We start from the raw sequence: 18308 nt of genomic DNA on the forward strand, positions 1-18308 counted from the left end.
CAATTCTTCAACCTAGTTCACACGGGTGAGCTAGCGGCGCACCACGCAAGTAGGGTCGATTTCGACCAGCGGGCCAGGGAACATAATGCCAGTAGACGGCACAAACGCCAGCGCGGGAGCCTTTGCCGGATCGGGGAAATATTCTTTCCAAACTCGCATGAAGCCGCGATAGTCCCGCTTCGGTTCTACCAGGTAGACTCGAGCATGATGGCAATGGGCCCAATCGGTCTCGTTTGCTTCGAGTTGCTCTTTGAGCATCTCGATCGTAAAGCGAGTCTGCTCCTCGATGTCCGATCGATAGTTGCGCATCCCCTCCGGAACCGAAAAGTAGGAGATGAAGTCTGCACTAGGGATCTGGCCGGCAATGAAACGCCAGGAGCCGGCTTTGATCGTCGGAGAGAAGTTGACCTTGCGCACCTGCGTTGGGTGCCAACGAATCCCGGCGTGAGACTCTGTTTTGACATGATCTGCGTCGGGCACGAGAACGGTAAGGTTCGCGCCGCAAATAGCGCCAGGAAGGATCAAGCCCGTGACCCCCATCGAGGAGCGCGGCGGCGGGACAGGCATGTACTTCTTCCAGATGCCATCAACATCGTGGAAATGGCTTAGTTCGGGAAGGTACAATTGCGACTCTACCGCATGCTCAGCGGAGGTTCCCACCTGTGCGAGAACGCGGTTGAGGCGCGAGAAAATGTACTCAGCCTGCATTTCGGCTTCGCTGCCATAATTGGGGAAGCCGGGACGGCGAGCCACCGCGAGACCCGTGTCGAAGTTAGTCGCAGGAAACGCCGAGCAGAAAACGAGGTTTCCGGCGCGAACCGCGTGGGATGCCCCTTCGACGATCAGTGCTCCGTTGTCCTCTGGATCCTGCAGTGCTTCGCGCTTCAACTCGGAACCGCCAGCAAGAGCCACAGCGTCGAGGTTCAGTCGCACGCCGGGTACGGGAAGCGTGTCGCCGACTTCCACGGCCGTTCGGGCCGGGGGCTCCTTCGGGAAATATTCCTTCCACACTCTGTTGAATTCAAAGAAATCTGCTGCGTCTACGAGGTGGACCTCGATTTTGAGCACGCCAGCCAATGTCCCCCCGAACTCACCGAGCACAGCTTTCAAGCGCTCGAAGCAGTGGCGCGCCTGAACTTCCACAGCTGACGGGCCAATTTCGCCTGCGAGCGGGTCAGGTAATACAGCGTGACCTCGCTCGTCGAGCGGGTAGATCGACGAGGTGTAAACATAGTCTCCCGCCCGAACCGCAGACGGTGCAGGCGCGAAGGCTTCAGCCCGGCCCCGTTCCAATTTAATCTCACGCATTTCTTCCTCCAATAGCATGATGTGAGTTTCAAAGAGAACTTCGGAGAAACTCCCTCTCCAAATTGCGACTTCGTAGCCTGCCTTGGTGAGGCGTCTCGACGTACGACGGTGGCTTTCCACTATTTATCGCATGATTACTTTATCGATTGGCGCTTACGTGTCAAGCGCCTGAAAACGCTACTTTCAGCATGGTTCAGCGAAAGATTCGCGTGGATTTGGTATATCAATCGATAATTACTCCTGTTACGGCAGTGCCATGAAGCGGTGGGCCGCAGTGATTCTTCTTCGCTTCAGAGCCGGTGGCTGGCCTCGTGCGAAAACAATCGCGCCCTGCCAATCTCGTGTTGATATCGGTGATCGCCAGGTCGGAGCTCCTGTGAGCCTGCTCACTTCCGTTTGCAAAAGAGTTAGCCAGCTTCCTGTCATCCGCTGCAGTTTTGTGCGGCTGGGTAGGCATGCCCGATAAAGCGCCAAGGTATGGATCTGAGCTGCTCTCGGCGCGATAGCGCTCACGGCTCATGCGTGTTCGGGTCTTGGGGCAGGTAAAGTGAGCGAGTTGGGATTCTAGGCTGAGTTGATTATCAAGCGATATTTCCCCCGGTCACCGAGGTTTTCACCATAGGTCTGCAGTTCCGGGGAAGTAAGGGTAATAATCAAGCTTGACACTCGAAATGAACATTTCTATAAATAATCCAACGATAAATAAGGCTGCTAATTCTGCGGTCGGGGGGATGGCGAGTAAATCGCCGTCAAAAGCGCACATGATTCCGGGAAATAGCTAACGCTCTCAAATGAGCGTGCGCTGCCGCGCTTGGTAATAGTTGGAATGGGAGGCCAACATGGATATCCTTATCTTTTCCCTTTTGTCAGCCAGCATCATTTTGCTGTCGTCAATCGGTTTCTCGATGATTTTGAAGGCTGAGGGCTTTCTAAATATTGCCCATGGCCAGATGCTCCTGCTCGGGGCTTATGCTGGCCTATTTTTCAATAACATTGGCCTCAACATCGTGATGTCCGCAGCACTGGCCAGTGTCGCATGCGGTGTGTTTGGAGTGCTCGGGTTCCGGTACTTGTTCCTACCGCTCAAGAAACGCGGCGCGCTCGTGATGTTGTTCACATCCGTTGGCCTCGCGTATGTCATCAACGGCCTCGTGGGGGCGGTCGCTGGTAAACGCATGCTTGCCTACGATCTGCCACCGGTAAGGGCAATGCAGATTGCCGGCCAGCCATTCATGACAATCTATGAACTATCGATCGTCGTGATCGCCGTTCTGTCAGCGCTCATAGTGCACGTCTTCCTATCCTATACGTGGGCTGGCAAGGGGGTGCGCGCTGTGTCAGATAATTCTGATTTGGCCCGCGTAAGAGGTATCGATCCGAGACGAACCTCTGATACCGTTTGGTTTGCCGCGTCCGCGCTGGCTGGCCTTGCCGGCGTTTTCCTCGGCATTCTCGGCTCCCTGCATCTGCAGATGGGTTGGCAGCAGATTATCATCGTTCTGGCAACGACAGTGTTGGGCGGTTTGGGAAGCGTCTACGGCGTGATGTTGGCGGCGTTCGTCTTGGCCCTGGGTATAGAATTGGGACTTCTGGTCGTCCCTTCGAACTATCGATCGGGACTGGCCTTCCTGCTCATCATCGTCGTCATGCTCATTAAGCCGGAAGGCCTGCAAGCCCTATGGGGCGGCGGTCGTTCGCGCAATCATTAGGAGGTTCAGATGGAAGGAATCATCCTTTTTGCACTCAGTCTGTGCACTCTCGGCGCCATTTACGCCATCCTTTGTTTAGCATTGAACTTTGAATGTGGAATCGGAGGGCTCTGGGACCTTGGGATTGTCTCGTATTTTGGAATTGGAGCCTACACTTACGTACTGCTGACCGCGCCGGCAGCAGATGGCCATCAAGAATATGTCCTTGGCCTCGGCCTTCCAATGTGGGTTGGAATGTTGTGCGCTGGGGTTGTTAGCGGGTTAGCTGCGTTTCTGATAGCTTTGCCGTCACTACGCCTGAAGCGCGAATACTTCCTCATAACGACGATCGCTTTCGCTGAGGTCCTTCGCCAGATTTTCATGAACGAAACTTGGCTGACCAACGGCGTAGCGGGGATCTATGGCCTCAAGCAGCCTTTCCAAGGGTTCGTCGAACCGTTGAACTACCCCTACGTACTCTTTTCCATCGTGATTACGGCGCTTGTTGCTACATACATTGCCGTCACAAGGATGTCCCAGGGGGCGTTCGGTCGGAGCCTGAAAGCGATCAGGGAGAATGAGGCGCTTGCTGTCACAGCAGGTATCGACGTCAAGCGCTACAACATGCGTGCATACATTGCGGCTGGAACGATCGCCGGTTTTGCAGGAGTCCTGTACGTCTGGTACAACACCCTTCTCCTTCCCGCGCAAATCAGTGCCGACATTACATTCTTCATCTGGACCGCGATTATCATCGGCGGCATAGGCAACAATGCCGGTGCACTGGTCGGTGGCTTTATCTTCATCCTACTGCACGATTTGCTTCGTTTCGCGCCAGTCTCTGGGGAGACTGCGGTAGCCCTGAGTTCACTCCGTACTGCAGTCGTCGGAATGGCTTTGATCATGATTTTGCGCTGGCGTCCGCGCGGCCTATTGCCAGAGAAAGCTCGCACCTTCGCTGACCCGAAGCCGAAAGGCGATGGTTCCTTCACTGGCGCGCATATTTTGAATGGAGGCTTCGATGCTTGAGCTCCGGAACGTCAACTTTTCCTATGGTGGTGTGAAGGCGGTGCAAGACGTCTCTCTGGACGTCGCAACCGGTCAAATCGTGGGACTTATCGGCACCAACGGTGCCGGCAAAACCACGCTGTTCAATATTGTGAGCGGGTTCAACCGAGCAGCGTCGGGTAGCATTATGCTTCAGGGGAGGAACATCGCAGGATCCGCGCCTGTCGATATCGCCGCGCAGGGACTGATCCGTACCTTTCAAACTCCGATCGGCTTCCCGCGTCTGACCGTTTACGAGAACATGCTTGTCTTTTCCGACTGTGAGAAAACAACGCGTCGCCATTTGTTCGCAGGTGGCGCAGTCGCTCCGGAGACGCGCGATCGCGCCATGGGGATTCTCGAGCTATTCGGTCTAGCAAGTAAGCGAGATACTTGGGCTGAGAACCTCAGTGCACCTGAGCTCAAGATGCTTGAATTTGCGCGTGCGATCATGGCCGCGCCACGGCTGCTGCTGCTTGATGAACCCGCCGCCGGTGTGAATCCCGCGCTCTTGGAAAGCCTTGGCCGCCGGATTGTTGAGATGCGCGATGGAGGGGCGACTTTCCTAATCGTCGATCACAATCTCAAGTTCATATGCGACGTGTGCGACTACATTTTCGCGATGGCGGATGGAAAAGTCATCGCGCACGGTAAGCCGGATGAAATCCTGGCCACGCCTGCGGTGATCGACCTCTATATCGGGTCGGGAAGACAGAAAAAGCAATAAACACAGCCAAAAGGGGAACGTGTCATGAAGAATCTGATCTCTAAATATACTCGTGTGTTGGGAATTTCTGCAGCGGTTGCGTGCCTGCTCGCGGGTATGTCGCATGCCACCGATAAAGGTCCGGTGAAGATTGGCTTCCTGGTCGGTTTCACCGGCGATTACGCAGCGTGGTCAGCTCCTGAGCACGATGCAGCATTGCTCGCCGTGGAGGAGATCAATGCAAGCGGCGGCGTGCTAGGTCGTAAAGTGGAACTGGTCTCTGAAGACAACGGAAGCACCGTTGCCGGAGCCGTACGCGGTGCGCAGAAGCTCGCTAGCGTCGACGGTGTCAGCGCTATCGTAGGACCAGAATCCGATCCGGTAATGGCATTGCTTAAGTTCGCGAAGGACAACAAGGTTCCGGTTATTCCTACTGCAGCGGGCACGGACGGCTTGGACAAGGCTGGCGGTACAGGAAAGTTCGTATATCGGACCACCGCCTCAGACTCATTCCTGGGTGTAGTGCACGCCAAGATGATCCTAGACGAGTTGAAAGCACATGAATTGGTGCTCGTGGTCGAAAACCTAGAAGGTACACAGAGTGCGGCAACCAACTTCAAACGAGCCTTCGAAAAACTTGGCGGCAAGGTGACAAAGACGATAACGCTGAGCTCCGGTCAAGCGAACTATCTCAGTGAGATCCAGGACTTGGCAGGACAGGAGCCGGAGCTAATCTATCTCGCTGCTGGGCAGACTGCCGGTGTCAGTTTCGTTAAGCAAGCCTATCAACGGGGATACGACTGGAAGTGGTGGGTAACAGCTGAGCTCCAAACTCCTGATTTCGTAAACGCGACAGGTGTTGATGTCGTCAAGGGCTTTATGAACGCTGTGACCAGCCAGGCTGAAGGTTCAAAAAGCGCGCAGCGGTTCGTGGATGCCTACGAGAAGCGTTTCGGCGAAAAACCAGAGCCAGGTTTCTATCAGGCTGAGACCTACGACGCTGTCATCGCCGTCGCGCTGGCAATGGAAGCTGCAGGAGCAACGACAGGGGCCGCGGTTGATGAACAATTGGCTGCAGTCTCGGGCCCTGGAGGGGAAAAGATTATGTCGTTCGCAGAAGGGGTCTCCGCGCTGAAGGCTGGCAAGGACATCGATTATGATGGCGCATCCGGCAGCATTGACTTCGATCAGAATGGCAACGTCACTGCGCCGGCGGCGCGTCTGCTGCGCGTCGATGACCAAGGTGCCTGGACGACGGTGAAGGTAGTGGACTCCGGTTCATTCCCCGCGAACTAACGTATTCAACTTCAGGGGCGCGGACCCCGCGCCCCACGTTAACCGTGGAGGATGAACCTGTGAGAATCGTGCAACCCGAAACGATGCTATCCGTCGAGAACCTTGTCGCTGGATATGGCAATTTGCCCGTCCTGCACGGGATTACATTGGAAATTTCAAAAGGTGCCATGATCGCTGTAATTGGACCGAACGGCGCCGGCAAATCGACTTTTACGAAGTCTGTAATGGGACTGGTTAATATGATGGGTGGGCGCGTGACTTTCGAAGGTCAACCCATCCACGACCTCCCTACGCATAAAATCGCTAGCCTCGGAATAGGCTATGTTTCCCAAACAGACAACGTTTTCGGCAGTCTCTCCGTACATGAGAACTTGGAGATGTCGAGCAACTTGTTACCGCCAAATGAGCGGCAAGATGCCATTGCTGGCATTTACGAACGTTTCCCGCGACTAAAAGAACGTCGACGTCAAATGGCACGTGTGCTTAGCGGGGGTGAGCGACAAATGGTGGCCATCGGCTCCGCTCTCATCAATCGACCAAAGCTGCTAATTCTCGACGAACCAGTTTCGGGACTGTCGCCACTTATGACGGATGAAGTCGCCCGTGCGATCAGCGGCATCAACGACTCAGGAGTGACCGTGATCTGGGTCGTTGAGGAAAATCCTCGCCAGGTAATCAGTTTGTCGGATTGGGTTTACGTGATGGATAGCGGGACGGTGCGCCTTGGGCAATCTGCGGAGAGCGTCCTCAATGCCGACAATTTCCGCGAGTTGTTCCTCGGGGTCTAACGGTCAACGCATCGGGCTTATGGCCGAACTTGCATGGAGGCGTAAGAAACGGGCGTAAAGTGCCTGCGCCCACCTTTGGAAAACTTTGTCTGTTTGACGTGGTGCGGAGAGCCTCAGTGCTCAAACCGAACATATGTCCGAGGACGGTGATCCATCGATTGAATATCATAAACCGGCGGCGCGTTCTTCACGACGGGCCGCCCCATCCATTGTTCCTAGTCCACACCGAGGTTGATGATTTGAGTTCTCACGTGCCGCAGCAGAGGCTGACTACAGCGTCAATTCGCCAAATGAAAGGTCAGTCGAAGATCGCCTGTCTGACGGCCTACACGACGCCAACTGCAAAATTGATTGATCCGCATTGCGATTTGATCGTGGTCGGTGACTCCGTGGGGATGGTCTTGTACGGCATGAAGAATACTGTCGCGGTCACTCTTGAGATGATGTCGGCCCACGGATGCGCGGTGATGCGAGGCGTCCGGAATTCGTGCGTTATCGTCGATTTGCCGTTCGGGACGTATCAAGAAAGCAAAGAGCAGGCATTTCGAAACGCGCTTCGGCTACTGCAGGAAACCGGGTGCGATGGAATTAAACTTGAAGGTGGCGAGGAGATGTCTGAAACGATCGCCTTCCTCGTCGCACGAGGCATACCAGTATTTGGGCATGTTGGCTTGATGCCGCAAATGGTAAATGTGGCCGGCAGCTTTCGTTCTCTTGGTCACACTGAATCTGAGGCAGACAAGATCCGCCGAGACGCGGTGTCTGTAGCGGAGGCTGGAGCGTTTGCGATAGTGATAGAGGGCACGGTCGAAATAGTAGCACGCCAAATCACGGGCTCGATTGATATACCCACAATCGGGATTGGCGCATCCCCTGCTTGCGACGGACAGATACTTGTTTCTGACGATATGCTCGGCCTTTTCAGCGATTTCACGCCGAAATTTGTCAAGAAATTCGCAGACATAAGCCCGCTCATTTCCAGTGCGGTCGAAGAGTACGTCTCAGAAGTGAAGGCGGGGTTATTTCCGACCAAGGAACATACTTTCCACCCCCGCCGTAATTGAGACCTTAGCGCGAGATTACATAAGATGGCACGGAGAAGGCGCGAGACGTCCTCAAGCCGTGTCGTTCGGCAACCTACGCTGGTTTCGGAAAGCCAGCGCCGTTCAGCCTAGCATTACAGAAGCGGGCGGGTTAGCGGTTCGTAGGTGCGTCGATAAAGAGCGTTCCCGAAGAGCCGCAAGACGACGTTCCGTAAAGCGCTGGATCCGCCTCTAAGCTTGTCTCGTGATCGTGCCTTCTTCTGAACCCATTCAACGCGGCCGATCCGGTTCTCGTGAAACCGCTGCAGGATGTCCGCCATAGGACCGCCACGCGCAATGAGTTCACCTAAAACTACGGCATCTTCAATCGCCATACCCGCCCCTTGGGCCATGCTCGGGGATGAAGCGTGTGCAGCGTCCCCGATCAGGACGTGACGATCAGCTATCCAGCGCTGCGCGCGGATTTCTTGCAGGGTAGCGCGGTGGATTTGGGTCGTGGGGTCGAGATTGGCGACGATCAGTCCAAGAGGTCCAGTAAAGCTACGGAACAGGTGCTTCAGAACCTCAACAGAACCGTCGCCAAATTCGTTCGAAGGGCAATCGGCATAAACATATGTTTCCGTGTCGCTTATCGGAATCCCGAGGAGGGTGCGGCCTTGTCCAAGCATCGCCGTCCACGTAACGATCTTTCCGTTGCTCGGAACTATGGTTCGCCAACAAGAAATCCCGATCTGTCGAGGGGATGATCCGAAGATGCGCTCACGTAGTGGGGAATTAACCCCAGAGGCACCGATTACCAAATCGTAATCCCTTTCCCGTCCGTCCGAGAACTGAACCGTCCGGCTGTCGCCAATGGCGTTAGTGGAGAGTACTTCGACCCCATAGGTGATGGCGTCAGGATCTATTGAGTTTTGAAGCACGCTGATGAGGCCTTGGCGAGAGAGTGAGAGGCAGGGCCCACAATGCTCCCAAACCGCCGCGGTGGCTGTGTCGTTTAGCACAATCCCCGATGATGACAGGATGCGCTGTGCTGTAATCGGATAGGCGATCGATGTGACAGCGTCGAGCAGTCCTAGATCGCCAAGCGCTCGCGACGCGTTTCCGAGCAAGAAGATACCTGCTCCTTCAGTGGGTGGCCGCTCCCGCCGCTCGACGACCTCGTATTTGATGCCCCTTAATTCGAACGCGCGCGCGGCCGCGAGGCCAGCGATGCCCGCGCCTACAATCAATACTCTCATTGACTTTCCCGGATAATGGGGCTTCGCCCAACTGTCGTTATACGTGCAGATATCGCCTATGCCATCGTTTCCGTCACTATTCAATCCATCACCACATACATGATTTCAACGAGTGGTTAACCTCGCGTGTCAGCCACCCTGCAGTCAGTCAAAGTACGACCAGGGTCTTATCTGGTGAAGTTGGGTGCCGTGCCCCCAATCAGGCTGCGGCGCTTGGATATCGCTTCATTGCAATATGTCATGAATGCATAAACTCTCCCCGAACGCCTAATATCAGGGTGTGTGAGTACCCACAATTCGTCAGTCAAACTGGGTTCCACGCTGCCGATGCGAGATAAATTCCTATTCACATCACCCAGCATGCAGGGAAGATAGCCGATTCCTATTCCGGCTTCGATTGCAGCTGCGACACATAAAACAGAGTCGCTTCGATAGGTGATGTTTTCATGAGGCACGATCTCCTCAATACGTTTGGATGACTTAAGGCGGGAAAGCGACCCTGTGAATGAGGCCCATTGCTCGTGGACAAGGTTTTCCAAGGTACGAGATTCAAAGCCCGCGTATCGCTGCGCATATACCGCCCAGGCGATATTTGCGACTTTTCGTCCAAAGAGGTTCTCCGGCGGAGAAGAAGTCGCCCGAACTGCGACATCCGACTCCCCCCGAGCCAGATTGAGGGGACTGTTGGCTATGAGGATTTCACAGCGTATTCCTGGGTTTTCCCTTCGGAAGTCAGCCACGATTGGAACTATCAGGTTGTATGCCAGTGAATCACTGGTAGTGATCCGAAGATCGCCAGCGTAGCCGGCATCAGAGCCCGAAAACCGGGTGGTAACACCGATTATTTCCAGCTCGATGTTCTGAGCAAGCGTGATGACTTCGGTGCCTGCGTCAGTCGCTACGTAACCGGTCCTCCGACGGTCGAACAAGGAGACTTTCAACGCATCCTCTACTTGAGCGAGCCGGCGAAACATCGTCGAGTTGTTTACTCCGAGGCTCGCTGCAGCGGTTGCCAGGCTGCCATGTTCTCCGATGGCTTTTACCACCCGTAGATCGTCCCAGCTCAGTCTGCTAAGCGGATCACTCATCTTAAATTCGGACCTTTTCTCTTTGATGAAAAAGAGCATCTCTCAATAACAACGGGATTCCAAGGCTTGTGATTGCCTGATGTCGCCGCTTTGCCGCAGAGCGCCAGAGACGCGAAGCCCTTTGGCGATTATCAGCATGATCGCCACCAGTACGGGACTAAAAGGTCGTGCCCAACCGTCACGCGGTCGCAAATGGATCCGCTGTTTCCTCGAAGATCTTCGGCACGCGAGCTATCCGGTTCGGAGGTCGGGAAGAGTTCCACTCGCAAAGGTTTCGTTGAGGGCCGCCAGAAAGCGGGACACCTTGGGACTAACATAGCGCCTCGAAAGATGCAGCGCCCAATACTCGACGGCGCTATCGGGCAGGGTGCCCAATACAGCAAGCCTGCCGGCTGATAAGTCATCAGTGACAATCAGGCGGGGAAGGATAGCAACCCCAGCGCCTTCACAAGCCGCGTCGCGAACCATCAGCAGAGACGACAAGCGCAATCGTACGTCGGGCTCGATAAGGCGGACCTTGTCGTCGCAGTTAACAAGCCAAGGTGCAGGAGTTTGAGCGAGCGACATCTCGACCGACGGCAGCCGAACGCGTTCGCCCCCTTCCTTGAAGGTGCGCAAGTATTCTGGTGTACCAGTGATGAGCATCTCGTCGCGAGCGAAACAACGTCCTACAAGGGCGTCATCGGGGCGAGGATTGACACGTATCGCTATGTCAAAACCTTCTTGCACCAGATCTACAAATCGATCCTCGGCTGAGATTTCGAGCGAAACAGCAGGATACCGCTTCGTGAATGCGGTCGCGACCGCGGGCAAATGAGTGTGCGAGAACAGAATCGGCGCAGTCACACGGAGGTGCCCCCTCGGTTGCGCATGTCCGGTTGAGAGCCCTCCGGCGATTTCCTCGATTTCGCTCAGCAGTTGGAGGGTACGTTCGTGGAGTTGGCTTCCTTCCTCTGTGAGGCGCAGACCACGACTCCCTCGTTCTATTAGGCGTACACCCAATGAGGCCTCCAGATCCGAAACACGCCGGGAGAGGGTGGCCTTTGACCGTCCAGTAACGCGACTTGCTCTGCCGAAGCTGCCATGCAGCGCGACGAGATTGAAATCTTTGAGCCCATCCAGGTCCATGTGTTTCATATTTGATCCTATCTGTTTCAATTATCGGATCTGTGCCTTGTTTTTGCAACGATGTATTTTGAAATCGCGGTGGAAACCGCAGCATGACAACTCATTCAAAGGAACTCCACATGACCACGATTTGGGATCCGATTACCGTGGGCCGGATGTCACTCGGCCACCGATTGGCACTGTCGCCGTTGACCCGCAGCCGTGCCTTGCCAGATGGAACGCCAGGTCCGCATGCCGCTGAATATTATTCTCAACGCGCTTCGCTCGGCCTTTTGATCACCGAAGGCACGCAACCCTCCGCCGACGGTCAGGGGTTTCCTAACACGCCAGGCATCTATTCCGACGCCCATGTCGCTGGGTGGTCGAAGGTTGCGACGGCAGTGCACGAAAAAGGAGGACATTTGTTCATTCAGCTTATGCATGCGGGACGGATGGCGCATCCCAGCAACCGGACGCACGATCGCGTTCCGCTTGCGCCGTCTGCTGTTCGACCCGAGGAGAAAATGTACACAAACAGTGGCTTGCTCGAGGTTCCGGTTCCGCAGGCACTTTCAGAGGCAGGCATTCGCGACACGATCGCGGACTTTCGCCGTGCTGCCGCCAAGGCGGTCGAGGCAGGTGCTGACGGCGTCGAAATCCACGGTGCAAATGGGTACCTCGTTCAACAATTTCTTTCGCCAAACACAAACACTCGTTCGGATGCCTATGGTGGGTCCATCGAGAATCGTGCGCGCTTTGCTCTCGAAGTTGCCGAAGCAGTCTCAAAGGAGATTGGTGCCGACCGCACCGGAATTCGGTTGTCTCCTGGTTCGCGACTGAGCAGCATTGACGAAGGCGATTCCTATGCTCCGCTCTATCGCTATCTCACCGCAGAACTTGCGAAGCTTGACCTGGTTTACTTGCACGTAGTGCACAGTGGCAACGAGGAGCTTTTGCGCGATATCCGGGCGCTGTGGCCTAACACGCTCCTGGTTATCCGCCCCAACCGGCCGATCGAAGATATTGGCATGGATGTGGAAGCCGGTCTGGCAGATGTTGTTCCTGTAGGTCGTTGGGCTTTGGCTAATCCGGATTTTGTCGAACGTCTGCGTCGTAGCGCCCCGCTCAATACAGCTGATCATACCACGTTCTACGGCGGCGGAGCGGAAGGGTATACCGACTATCCCACTCTGGAAGCGGCCGAATAGTAGAGGAAACGCCATGTCCTTCATGCAGACACGCGACGGAACCTCACTCTACTACAACGATGTGGGCAACGGACGTCCGGTGGTGTTGATACATGGCTGGCCGCTATCCTCAGACAGTTGGGAATATCAACTTGATGCCCTCGTCAACGCGGGTTTCCGAGTGATCTCCTATGATCGTCGTGGATTCGGTCGTTCCGATCAACCATGGTATGGCTACGACTACGATACACTGGCGGATGACCTCGCTGATCTTATGGTGCATTTGGAAGTCTGGGATGCAGCTTTGATCGGTTTCTCAATGGGAAGCGGGGAGGTTGCGCGTTACCTTGGACGTCACGGAAGTTCCAGGGTTTCTCAAGCAGCCATCATCTCTGGCGTGACGCCGTTTCTCATGCGGACATCTGACAACCCCTCCGGCATAGAGCGGACGGCAATTCAGCCTCTGCATGACTCACTGCGGCAAGACCGGTTTACCACGCTTTCGCAGTTTGCCACCGGGCTAATGGAGTTGGAAGGAAAAGCAGAAGAAATCGCACAAGCCAGTCGCGGCTGGTTTATGCATCAAGCAATGGCCGCCTCGCGAAAAGCCACGCTTGATGCAGCCGAGGCGTGGTTCAGCACAGACTTCCGTGAGGACTTGGCGACGATCGATGTTCCCACGCTTATCTTGCACGGAGATAACGACAAGGGAGTGCCGGTTGAGATCAGCGGGCGGGCTGCTGCCAAGCTTATCCGGGACGCCACGTACGTCGAGTTCGAAGGGCAAGGGCATGCGTTGACGATTACGCATCGCGAGGCGGTCAACGCGGAACTTCTGAACTTCTTGGCTTCGAAAAATAGCTGATTAGTCGAAGCGCTGCCCAAGGACAACGGGCAGCGCTTCGTATTGAAGCTCGGAAACTTGAATCTACCTGGTTGGTTGGCCCAGCTTTCAGTTAGCTTGGGTAATCTGCCCTTCGGTCTGCCCATTGGACCAGCGTGAGACGATAGCCGCTCGAACCGCCTTAATGATCTTTCGCTACGCCGTTGCCAAAGGATGTGACCAGACTGTCTTGGGCGCGGTCGATTCACGGTATGAGTTGGCTTTCCATTTTTTGCCGAACCATCACATGGAAGTCGGCAAATTATATCCCGAGCCGCAATGAGCAGCGGGCCGCCGTTTTCGATCGCGCGATGGTGACGGTTTCGGATTTCGTCAGGTTGTCTCGGTTGGTTGCTGAGTGGCGAGCGATCGTCCTGGCGGAGGGAGTGCGGGTCAACGTATCCGCGTCCGCCTCGTCGGCCCGCTTCCGCCGTGTAGCCCATTCACTTACGACTCGGCGCGAACCGCGAAAGCCCTATATTCTCAAAAACCGCCATAGTTCAGTTCCGTTTCGCCTTCCGGCGGCCCATTGTGCGTCGAGCCAAAGCCGCAGGTGCCAAGTTTGTTGGCGGGGCGTATGTTGTCTAACGCAGGTGGACCGGCCAAACGCACGTTGCTTCTCTCCATGTGGGTCGCTGCCGACATCGAGATGTACGGCTGCGGGTAGCGATGCGTTCAACATCGTGCCGTGCAAACAAATCGGGGCTGGTTTCGAACGCGATCAGACATCTGGGCTCAACTGCAATAAGGCAATTCAGTCCGGCAGCCACGCGCAATCGGTCCATTCCCGCTCATGGCGCTCTGCAAAAGCTTGCATCTCCCGGGTATTGGCCGCTGGCTTCAGGCAAGCGCGGGCGCAGGTGGAAACAACATCCCGATACAATGCGGGGGCGACCGGCCGGATGCCCTCGTAGTTCATGAGGAGGTCGGGAAGGCGTTCCGTGATCGCCTCTCCACGAGGCGCCATGACGAGGGTCGGCGGTCTCCCAAACGCATTGAACAGGACGTATCTCCAGCTCGGATCTGCCTGTCCTTGGGCGGGTACGATCTCGCAGGGGCAGGCATCACCACCGCCGGAAATCTCTTGATAGATCGCTTCGAGCGCCTGAGCCTTCCTCGCGACCAGAACGTAGGGACCCGCAGGCGTGTAGCAACCCACCCGTTCGTCATATTCGATGCCCAACATACGTTCGAGGGCGTAGCGTGCCGACCGGTCCAGGTTGGAGCGCTCCGAGATAAACCACTGGAGGTGTCGCAGGGTCAACCCGGCGGTGGCGGCGATCTCCTTCGGTGGGTTGGGCCAGCAGGCGACCAGATTCTTGGCGATTTCGGGTAGGTTGTCATACTCGTCGTACGTCGTGATGTCGTCATCGTCATCTACGTCCTCCGATGGCTCCTCTCCCGAATGCAGCCACATCCTGCCGGTAACACCGTCGTGTTTGAAATAGCGGTCCCGATCGGGTGGGAGTGAAGCCTCCCATGACGACAGCCACGGACCGGCTTCCCACTCCACCTTTTCGAGGAGACCCCCAGCCGGCCGTCGCATCGGCAATTCCAACCATCGCTCGATGTTGTCCTCGAGCTTTCGATTGCTGAGCCCGCGAGGACCACGACCTGCTCGCCAATCGTGATCTTCGTGCGCGTCGCGACAAAGGGCGTCGACGGACGCAGCGAGAGACGGATCGACCGGCGCGTTCCTTTTCGACAACCATCCGGAGATATCCTGGGCCGAGCGCAACGATGCGGCCACTGTCTTATCCTTGGCGTCGGCAACCTCAAGCCGGACGCCGACCTCGGCCAGATCCTCTGCCAGCGACGGATCTGCCTGTGCAACATAGCGGTTCACACGCAGAATATCTGGCGGCCCACGCAAACCCTCGGCGTTTCTCCATCCTGTTTGAAGCACTTCGCGCAACGATTTGCGCTGCCCGACGGTGGAGAACGTCAACCAGCGGATTGGCAGGCCGGCAACGGTGAGCCCGTAAAGCACGATGGAGTCCAGCCCGCGCCGTTTGGCGTCGGTCAGCCGCATCGGATCGCGAACAGCCACGATACCGTGCTGAGGATGGTGAAACAGCGATTTTGCAATTGAGACGTAAAAATGATGTTCGCGGATTGGCTGTTGCAACTGATTTTCCATGGCGTTGTCAAAATCATCAAATCACTCGTCGTCATACCACGGTTTCTGTGTGGGTGCCCAAAGTAGTTCTTTGCTTCGAACGCTTGTTCGCAGTTCCTGCGCCGCAGGCTCCGTGCGATGTGCACCTGATTGGGTATGTCTTTGCGTGTTCCTATGCCGATGCGTACACGCGGGCTAGGCAATTCGGAGGAATACAACTCTCACAACCGTACCACGTTGTGGAGCGGTAGCTTCGCTCTTGAGGAGCGAGTGGTTGACGTATATTACTTGGTGTTGGGATCTCACCAAACCTGCTGCCGGGTTGAAGGGTAAAGAGACGTTTTTTGACGACGACCCTGTTCACAAGGTCGAAGTGTAATCGGCAGACTTCGACCGAGAACGTTGGATCGTCTCATGCTCCCACCCGTCCGGTTTTCCCGCTGAAACATCGGCGCTCTTAAGACAACTCTGCGTCGTCGATACCCACAGGTCAAGTCATCGCACCTTGATGAGGCGATCGCCGCGTCACTTAATTTCAAGACCTATGCAGCCATGCTTTCCGTGTTGCATCAAGTCAGCCGCTCAGCCCAACTGAAGATTCTCATCGACCCTCTGCTGCTCACGCTTCCGTTGGAAAACCTGGGATACGGAAACAAGGGCGCGAAGCCTTTGAGTAATCTTCTTTGGGACATCAAGTATCCCCATACTTGGTATGATAATGACGTCGAACAGTTCATTCACGCGCGCAGGAAACTAACGGCTGCCAACGAGCCTTGAGTCGTCGTCGTCTGCGCGCGATGTCCGAGGGTATCCTTGCAAGCCGGAACCCGAGGACAACCTCGGCGCCTACTATCGCAAACTGACGATCGATCCGGGCTACCTTGTTAAATCCCAGATGGGGCAGCGGCGGTTCGCTGTCCTTAGGTGAAGCCGACATAGCCCGGAGCGCTCGTACAAGTGAAATCTTCCAACGTCCGTTCGGTGTGTTCAGTTTGTCGTTGCGCGTCTCGAAAGTCTCGTAGACCTTCTCGATCCGCGGTCCCAGACGCCGTGAAATGCCAATGTCGCATCGGCACTGCCTAGATATCAGCGCTTGAGTTTTGCGGGCAAAGAGTTGATCTCGGCGACAGACGCCCGGAGCGCCTTCTCGTTGCGCGCTTAGGCTCGATATTGCGTCGAACGCATAAACTACCTGCGTCTGAGAGACGAAATTTTGCGGTGAAGTCGACCTGCCAGTCGGTGAGTTCGACACCCTTGACCCCAGACATCCAGATCACGCGTTCTGCCGAAGACACGGTGCAGCGCCGCCTCGATGTTCGCCTTGCTTTTCCCTGGGGACGCGCCGCGCTGCCCATGGCGGAAAAGGATCTCGCCTGCGACCGTGAGCTTCAATCGCGTCCGTGACTACCACATAGGCGGCAGCATTTTGCCGTTTATTTTGATTTTCTGCCTGGGCATCTATGCATCGTTAGACCCAATGTCTGATACATACTCCAATTTCAGGATGTCTATTCTTTCTAGTGTCGAGGTTAATTTGGTAAAGTGTGGCGTATTCATTTACGTTTTCTACCTATGCGCATTGATAATGCTCTGTAAGATACGTTTCCGTAAAAGTTAATGTCGTATTTTTGGATTATACAGGGGATTCCCAGTTAAGGCTAAAGAACAGATTGAGTGTGTCAATCGCGCTCCGGCGCGATACCTTCGCAAGCGAGCCTTTATATGTTTTTTGGGTGACCGGTTCAGGAGTTTAGGGGATGCCCATTATGTCTCCGCCTCGTGCGGCAACGATCACGGCATTACTTCACAACGCGTCGTTCCAAGGGCTCCGCCGAAAGATTGAAGCAAAGGAACAATAAGTAATATTATTGGGTGCCGTTACGCGACCTAAATGCATCGATTTATTTGGATTATTCTGCGTCGCCCATTGCAACTTATGCGTTTTTTTCATATTGCCCTAACCTGTGCCTTGAGGGGCTTAGCGGTCCCTTCCAAATTATTTGGATCGACGAAAGACCGCTGCGTTCCCACACGCGGGTTGATGAAAGGATGAAATTCTTGCGCATCAAGTCAAAGGGTAAGTTAGCACTGCAGGTGAAGCGGGACGATGAGATTACTGACATGGCACGTCGGGTGTCAGGCGTTCAGATTTGAGTTGGAACGCATGAAAACGAAGGGCTTCACTGCTATCGCCGCTATGGGCCTGGCTTTGGCTCTCAATGGATGCACAAATGACTTAGGGTTGTCAGGCGAGAGTGGGTCTCCGGAAAATCGCGAGGAGCGATTCAAGCTGGAAGCGCTCGCAATGAGTGAGCGCCGATGCGAACAGTCTTGGAAACTGCTTTGGCCTATGGCCCGGGAAGGCGATGGCGAAGCCTTGGTGGACCTTGCAAACAGTATGCAATTGGGGGGGGTGCTTTTACCTGATCGCGACACAAGGTTTGGCAACGAAGAAAAGCAGTATGCCAACGCTCTCGCGCTAGCCGTCTATGGCGCGGCCGCCCCCAAGCATCGCTCCACGTTGAATATGAAGATCGCGCTTCAATGGGCCGCCGGCCCACATCGGATCACCGTCGTAGCGCCAAACGAAAATCGAATGGAGTACAAGATCGTCAACGCAGTCGATCCCCGTTCGATCGAGAAGCTCGGAATTTGTCTTGAGCGAGTAGACTCCGCAGTTGCCGGAGAGCGCTGCGTCAACCAAGCAATGGGGCTCGGAATTGTACCCGCGTTCTCAGTGTATCGAGAAGCGGTCGATCGAACTATTGCCCAAAACAGCCCAAAATCTTGTTTTCGTCCATATTTGTGAT

16 protein-coding genes are annotated in these 18308 nt (G+C 55.3%); 11 read left to right on the forward strand and 5 right to left on the reverse strand.

The features are described 5' to 3' along the window. Positions 1-30: 30 nt before the first annotated feature. Positions 31-1308: a RidA family protein gene (locus LAC81_RS25800; RefSeq protein ID WP_223729978.1), complete on the reverse strand. Its 1278-nt coding sequence runs from the start codon at positions 1306-1308 to the stop codon at positions 31-33. An 839-nt stretch (positions 1309-2147) separates the two neighbouring features. Between LAC81_RS25800 and LAC81_RS25805 the strand changes: the two genes are divergently transcribed. From LAC81_RS25805 to panB, 6 genes are all read left to right on the forward strand, one after another. Next, complete coding sequence (locus LAC81_RS25805) at positions 2148-3017, forward strand: branched-chain amino acid ABC transporter permease (RefSeq protein WP_223729979.1); 870 nt, start codon at positions 2148-2150, stop codon at positions 3015-3017. 9 nt (positions 3018-3026) lie between these two features. Continuing rightward, positions 3027-4025, forward strand: a complete 999-nt coding sequence (locus LAC81_RS25810; RefSeq protein WP_223729980.1) for a branched-chain amino acid ABC transporter permease — start codon at positions 3027-3029, stop codon at positions 4023-4025. Then, positions 4018-4770 carry an ABC transporter ATP-binding protein gene (locus LAC81_RS25815; protein WP_223729981.1) on the forward strand — a complete coding sequence of 251 codons (753 nt, stop codon included), beginning with the start codon at positions 4018-4020 and terminating at the stop codon, positions 4768-4770. The genes LAC81_RS25810 and LAC81_RS25815 overlap by 8 nt, the downstream gene beginning before the upstream one ends. A gap of 24 nt (positions 4771-4794) precedes the next feature. Next, the gene (locus tag LAC81_RS25820) at positions 4795-6045 is read left to right on the forward strand and encodes an ABC transporter substrate-binding protein (RefSeq protein ID WP_223729982.1); all 1251 of its coding nucleotides are present in this window, start codon (positions 4795-4797) and stop codon (positions 6043-6045) included. Between the two features lie 59 nt (positions 6046-6104). Then, complete coding sequence (locus LAC81_RS25825; protein WP_223729983.1) at positions 6105-6833, forward strand: ABC transporter ATP-binding protein; 729 nt, start codon at positions 6105-6107, stop codon at positions 6831-6833. A 239-nt stretch (positions 6834-7072) separates the two neighbouring features. Then, positions 7073-7897, forward strand: a complete 825-nt coding sequence (gene panB / locus LAC81_RS25830; protein WP_223730322.1) for a 3-methyl-2-oxobutanoate hydroxymethyltransferase — start codon at positions 7073-7075, stop codon at positions 7895-7897. Positions 7898-8010: 113 nt separating this feature from the next. Here the strand turns inward: panB and LAC81_RS25835 are convergent, their stop codons facing one another. The 3 genes from LAC81_RS25835 to LAC81_RS25845 all read right to left on the reverse strand — a co-directional run bounded on the left by LAC81_RS25835 (position 8011) and on the right by LAC81_RS25845 (position 11339). Continuing rightward, entirely contained in the window at positions 8011-9114 is a 1104-nt protein-coding gene (locus tag LAC81_RS25835; RefSeq protein ID WP_223729984.1) for an FAD-dependent monooxygenase, read from the reverse strand. 167 nt (positions 9115-9281) lie between these two features. Then, entirely contained in the window at positions 9282-10202 is a 921-nt protein-coding gene (locus LAC81_RS25840) for a LysR family transcriptional regulator (protein ID WP_223729985.1), read from the reverse strand. A 231-nt stretch (positions 10203-10433) separates the two neighbouring features. Further along, positions 10434-11339, reverse strand: a complete 906-nt coding sequence (locus tag LAC81_RS25845; RefSeq protein WP_328717835.1) for a LysR family transcriptional regulator — start codon at positions 11337-11339, stop codon at positions 10434-10436. Positions 11340-11422: 83 nt separating this feature from the next. Here LAC81_RS25845 and LAC81_RS25850 point away from each other — a divergent pair, with 83 nt between their 5' ends. After that, the gene (locus LAC81_RS25850) at positions 11423-12517 is read left to right on the forward strand and encodes an alkene reductase (RefSeq protein WP_223729986.1); all 1095 of its coding nucleotides are present in this window, start codon (positions 11423-11425) and stop codon (positions 12515-12517) included. A gap of 13 nt (positions 12518-12530) precedes the next feature. Then, positions 12531-13361: an alpha/beta fold hydrolase gene (locus LAC81_RS25855; protein WP_223729987.1), complete on the forward strand. Its 831-nt coding sequence runs from the start codon at positions 12531-12533 to the stop codon at positions 13359-13361. A gap of 772 nt (positions 13362-14133) precedes the next feature. On the opposite strand, the gene LAC81_RS25860 is transcribed toward LAC81_RS25855, so the two are convergent. Continuing rightward, positions 14134-15519: a hypothetical protein gene (locus LAC81_RS25860; RefSeq protein WP_223729988.1), complete on the reverse strand. Its 1386-nt coding sequence runs from the start codon at positions 15517-15519 to the stop codon at positions 14134-14136. 531 nt (positions 15520-16050) lie between these two features. Between LAC81_RS25860 and LAC81_RS25865 the strand changes: the two genes are divergently transcribed. The 3 genes from LAC81_RS25865 to LAC81_RS25875 all read left to right on the forward strand — a co-directional run bounded on the left by LAC81_RS25865 (position 16051) and on the right by LAC81_RS25875 (position 18307). Next, entirely contained in the window at positions 16051-16275 is a 225-nt protein-coding gene (locus LAC81_RS25865; protein ID WP_223729989.1) for a hypothetical protein, read from the forward strand. A 477-nt stretch (positions 16276-16752) separates the two neighbouring features. Then, a complete protein-coding gene (locus LAC81_RS25870) occupies positions 16753-16902 on the forward strand; it encodes a hypothetical protein (RefSeq protein WP_223729990.1) in 150 nt (49 codons plus the stop codon). A 760-nt stretch (positions 16903-17662) separates the two neighbouring features. Continuing rightward, positions 17663-18307: a hypothetical protein gene (locus tag LAC81_RS25875; protein ID WP_223729991.1), complete on the forward strand. Its 645-nt coding sequence runs from the start codon at positions 17663-17665 to the stop codon at positions 18305-18307. Position 18308: the final 1 nt, after the last annotated feature.

The sequence above is a fragment of the Ensifer adhaerens genome (assembly GCF_020035535.1).
GTDB lineage: Bacteria > Pseudomonadota > Alphaproteobacteria > Rhizobiales > Rhizobiaceae > Ensifer.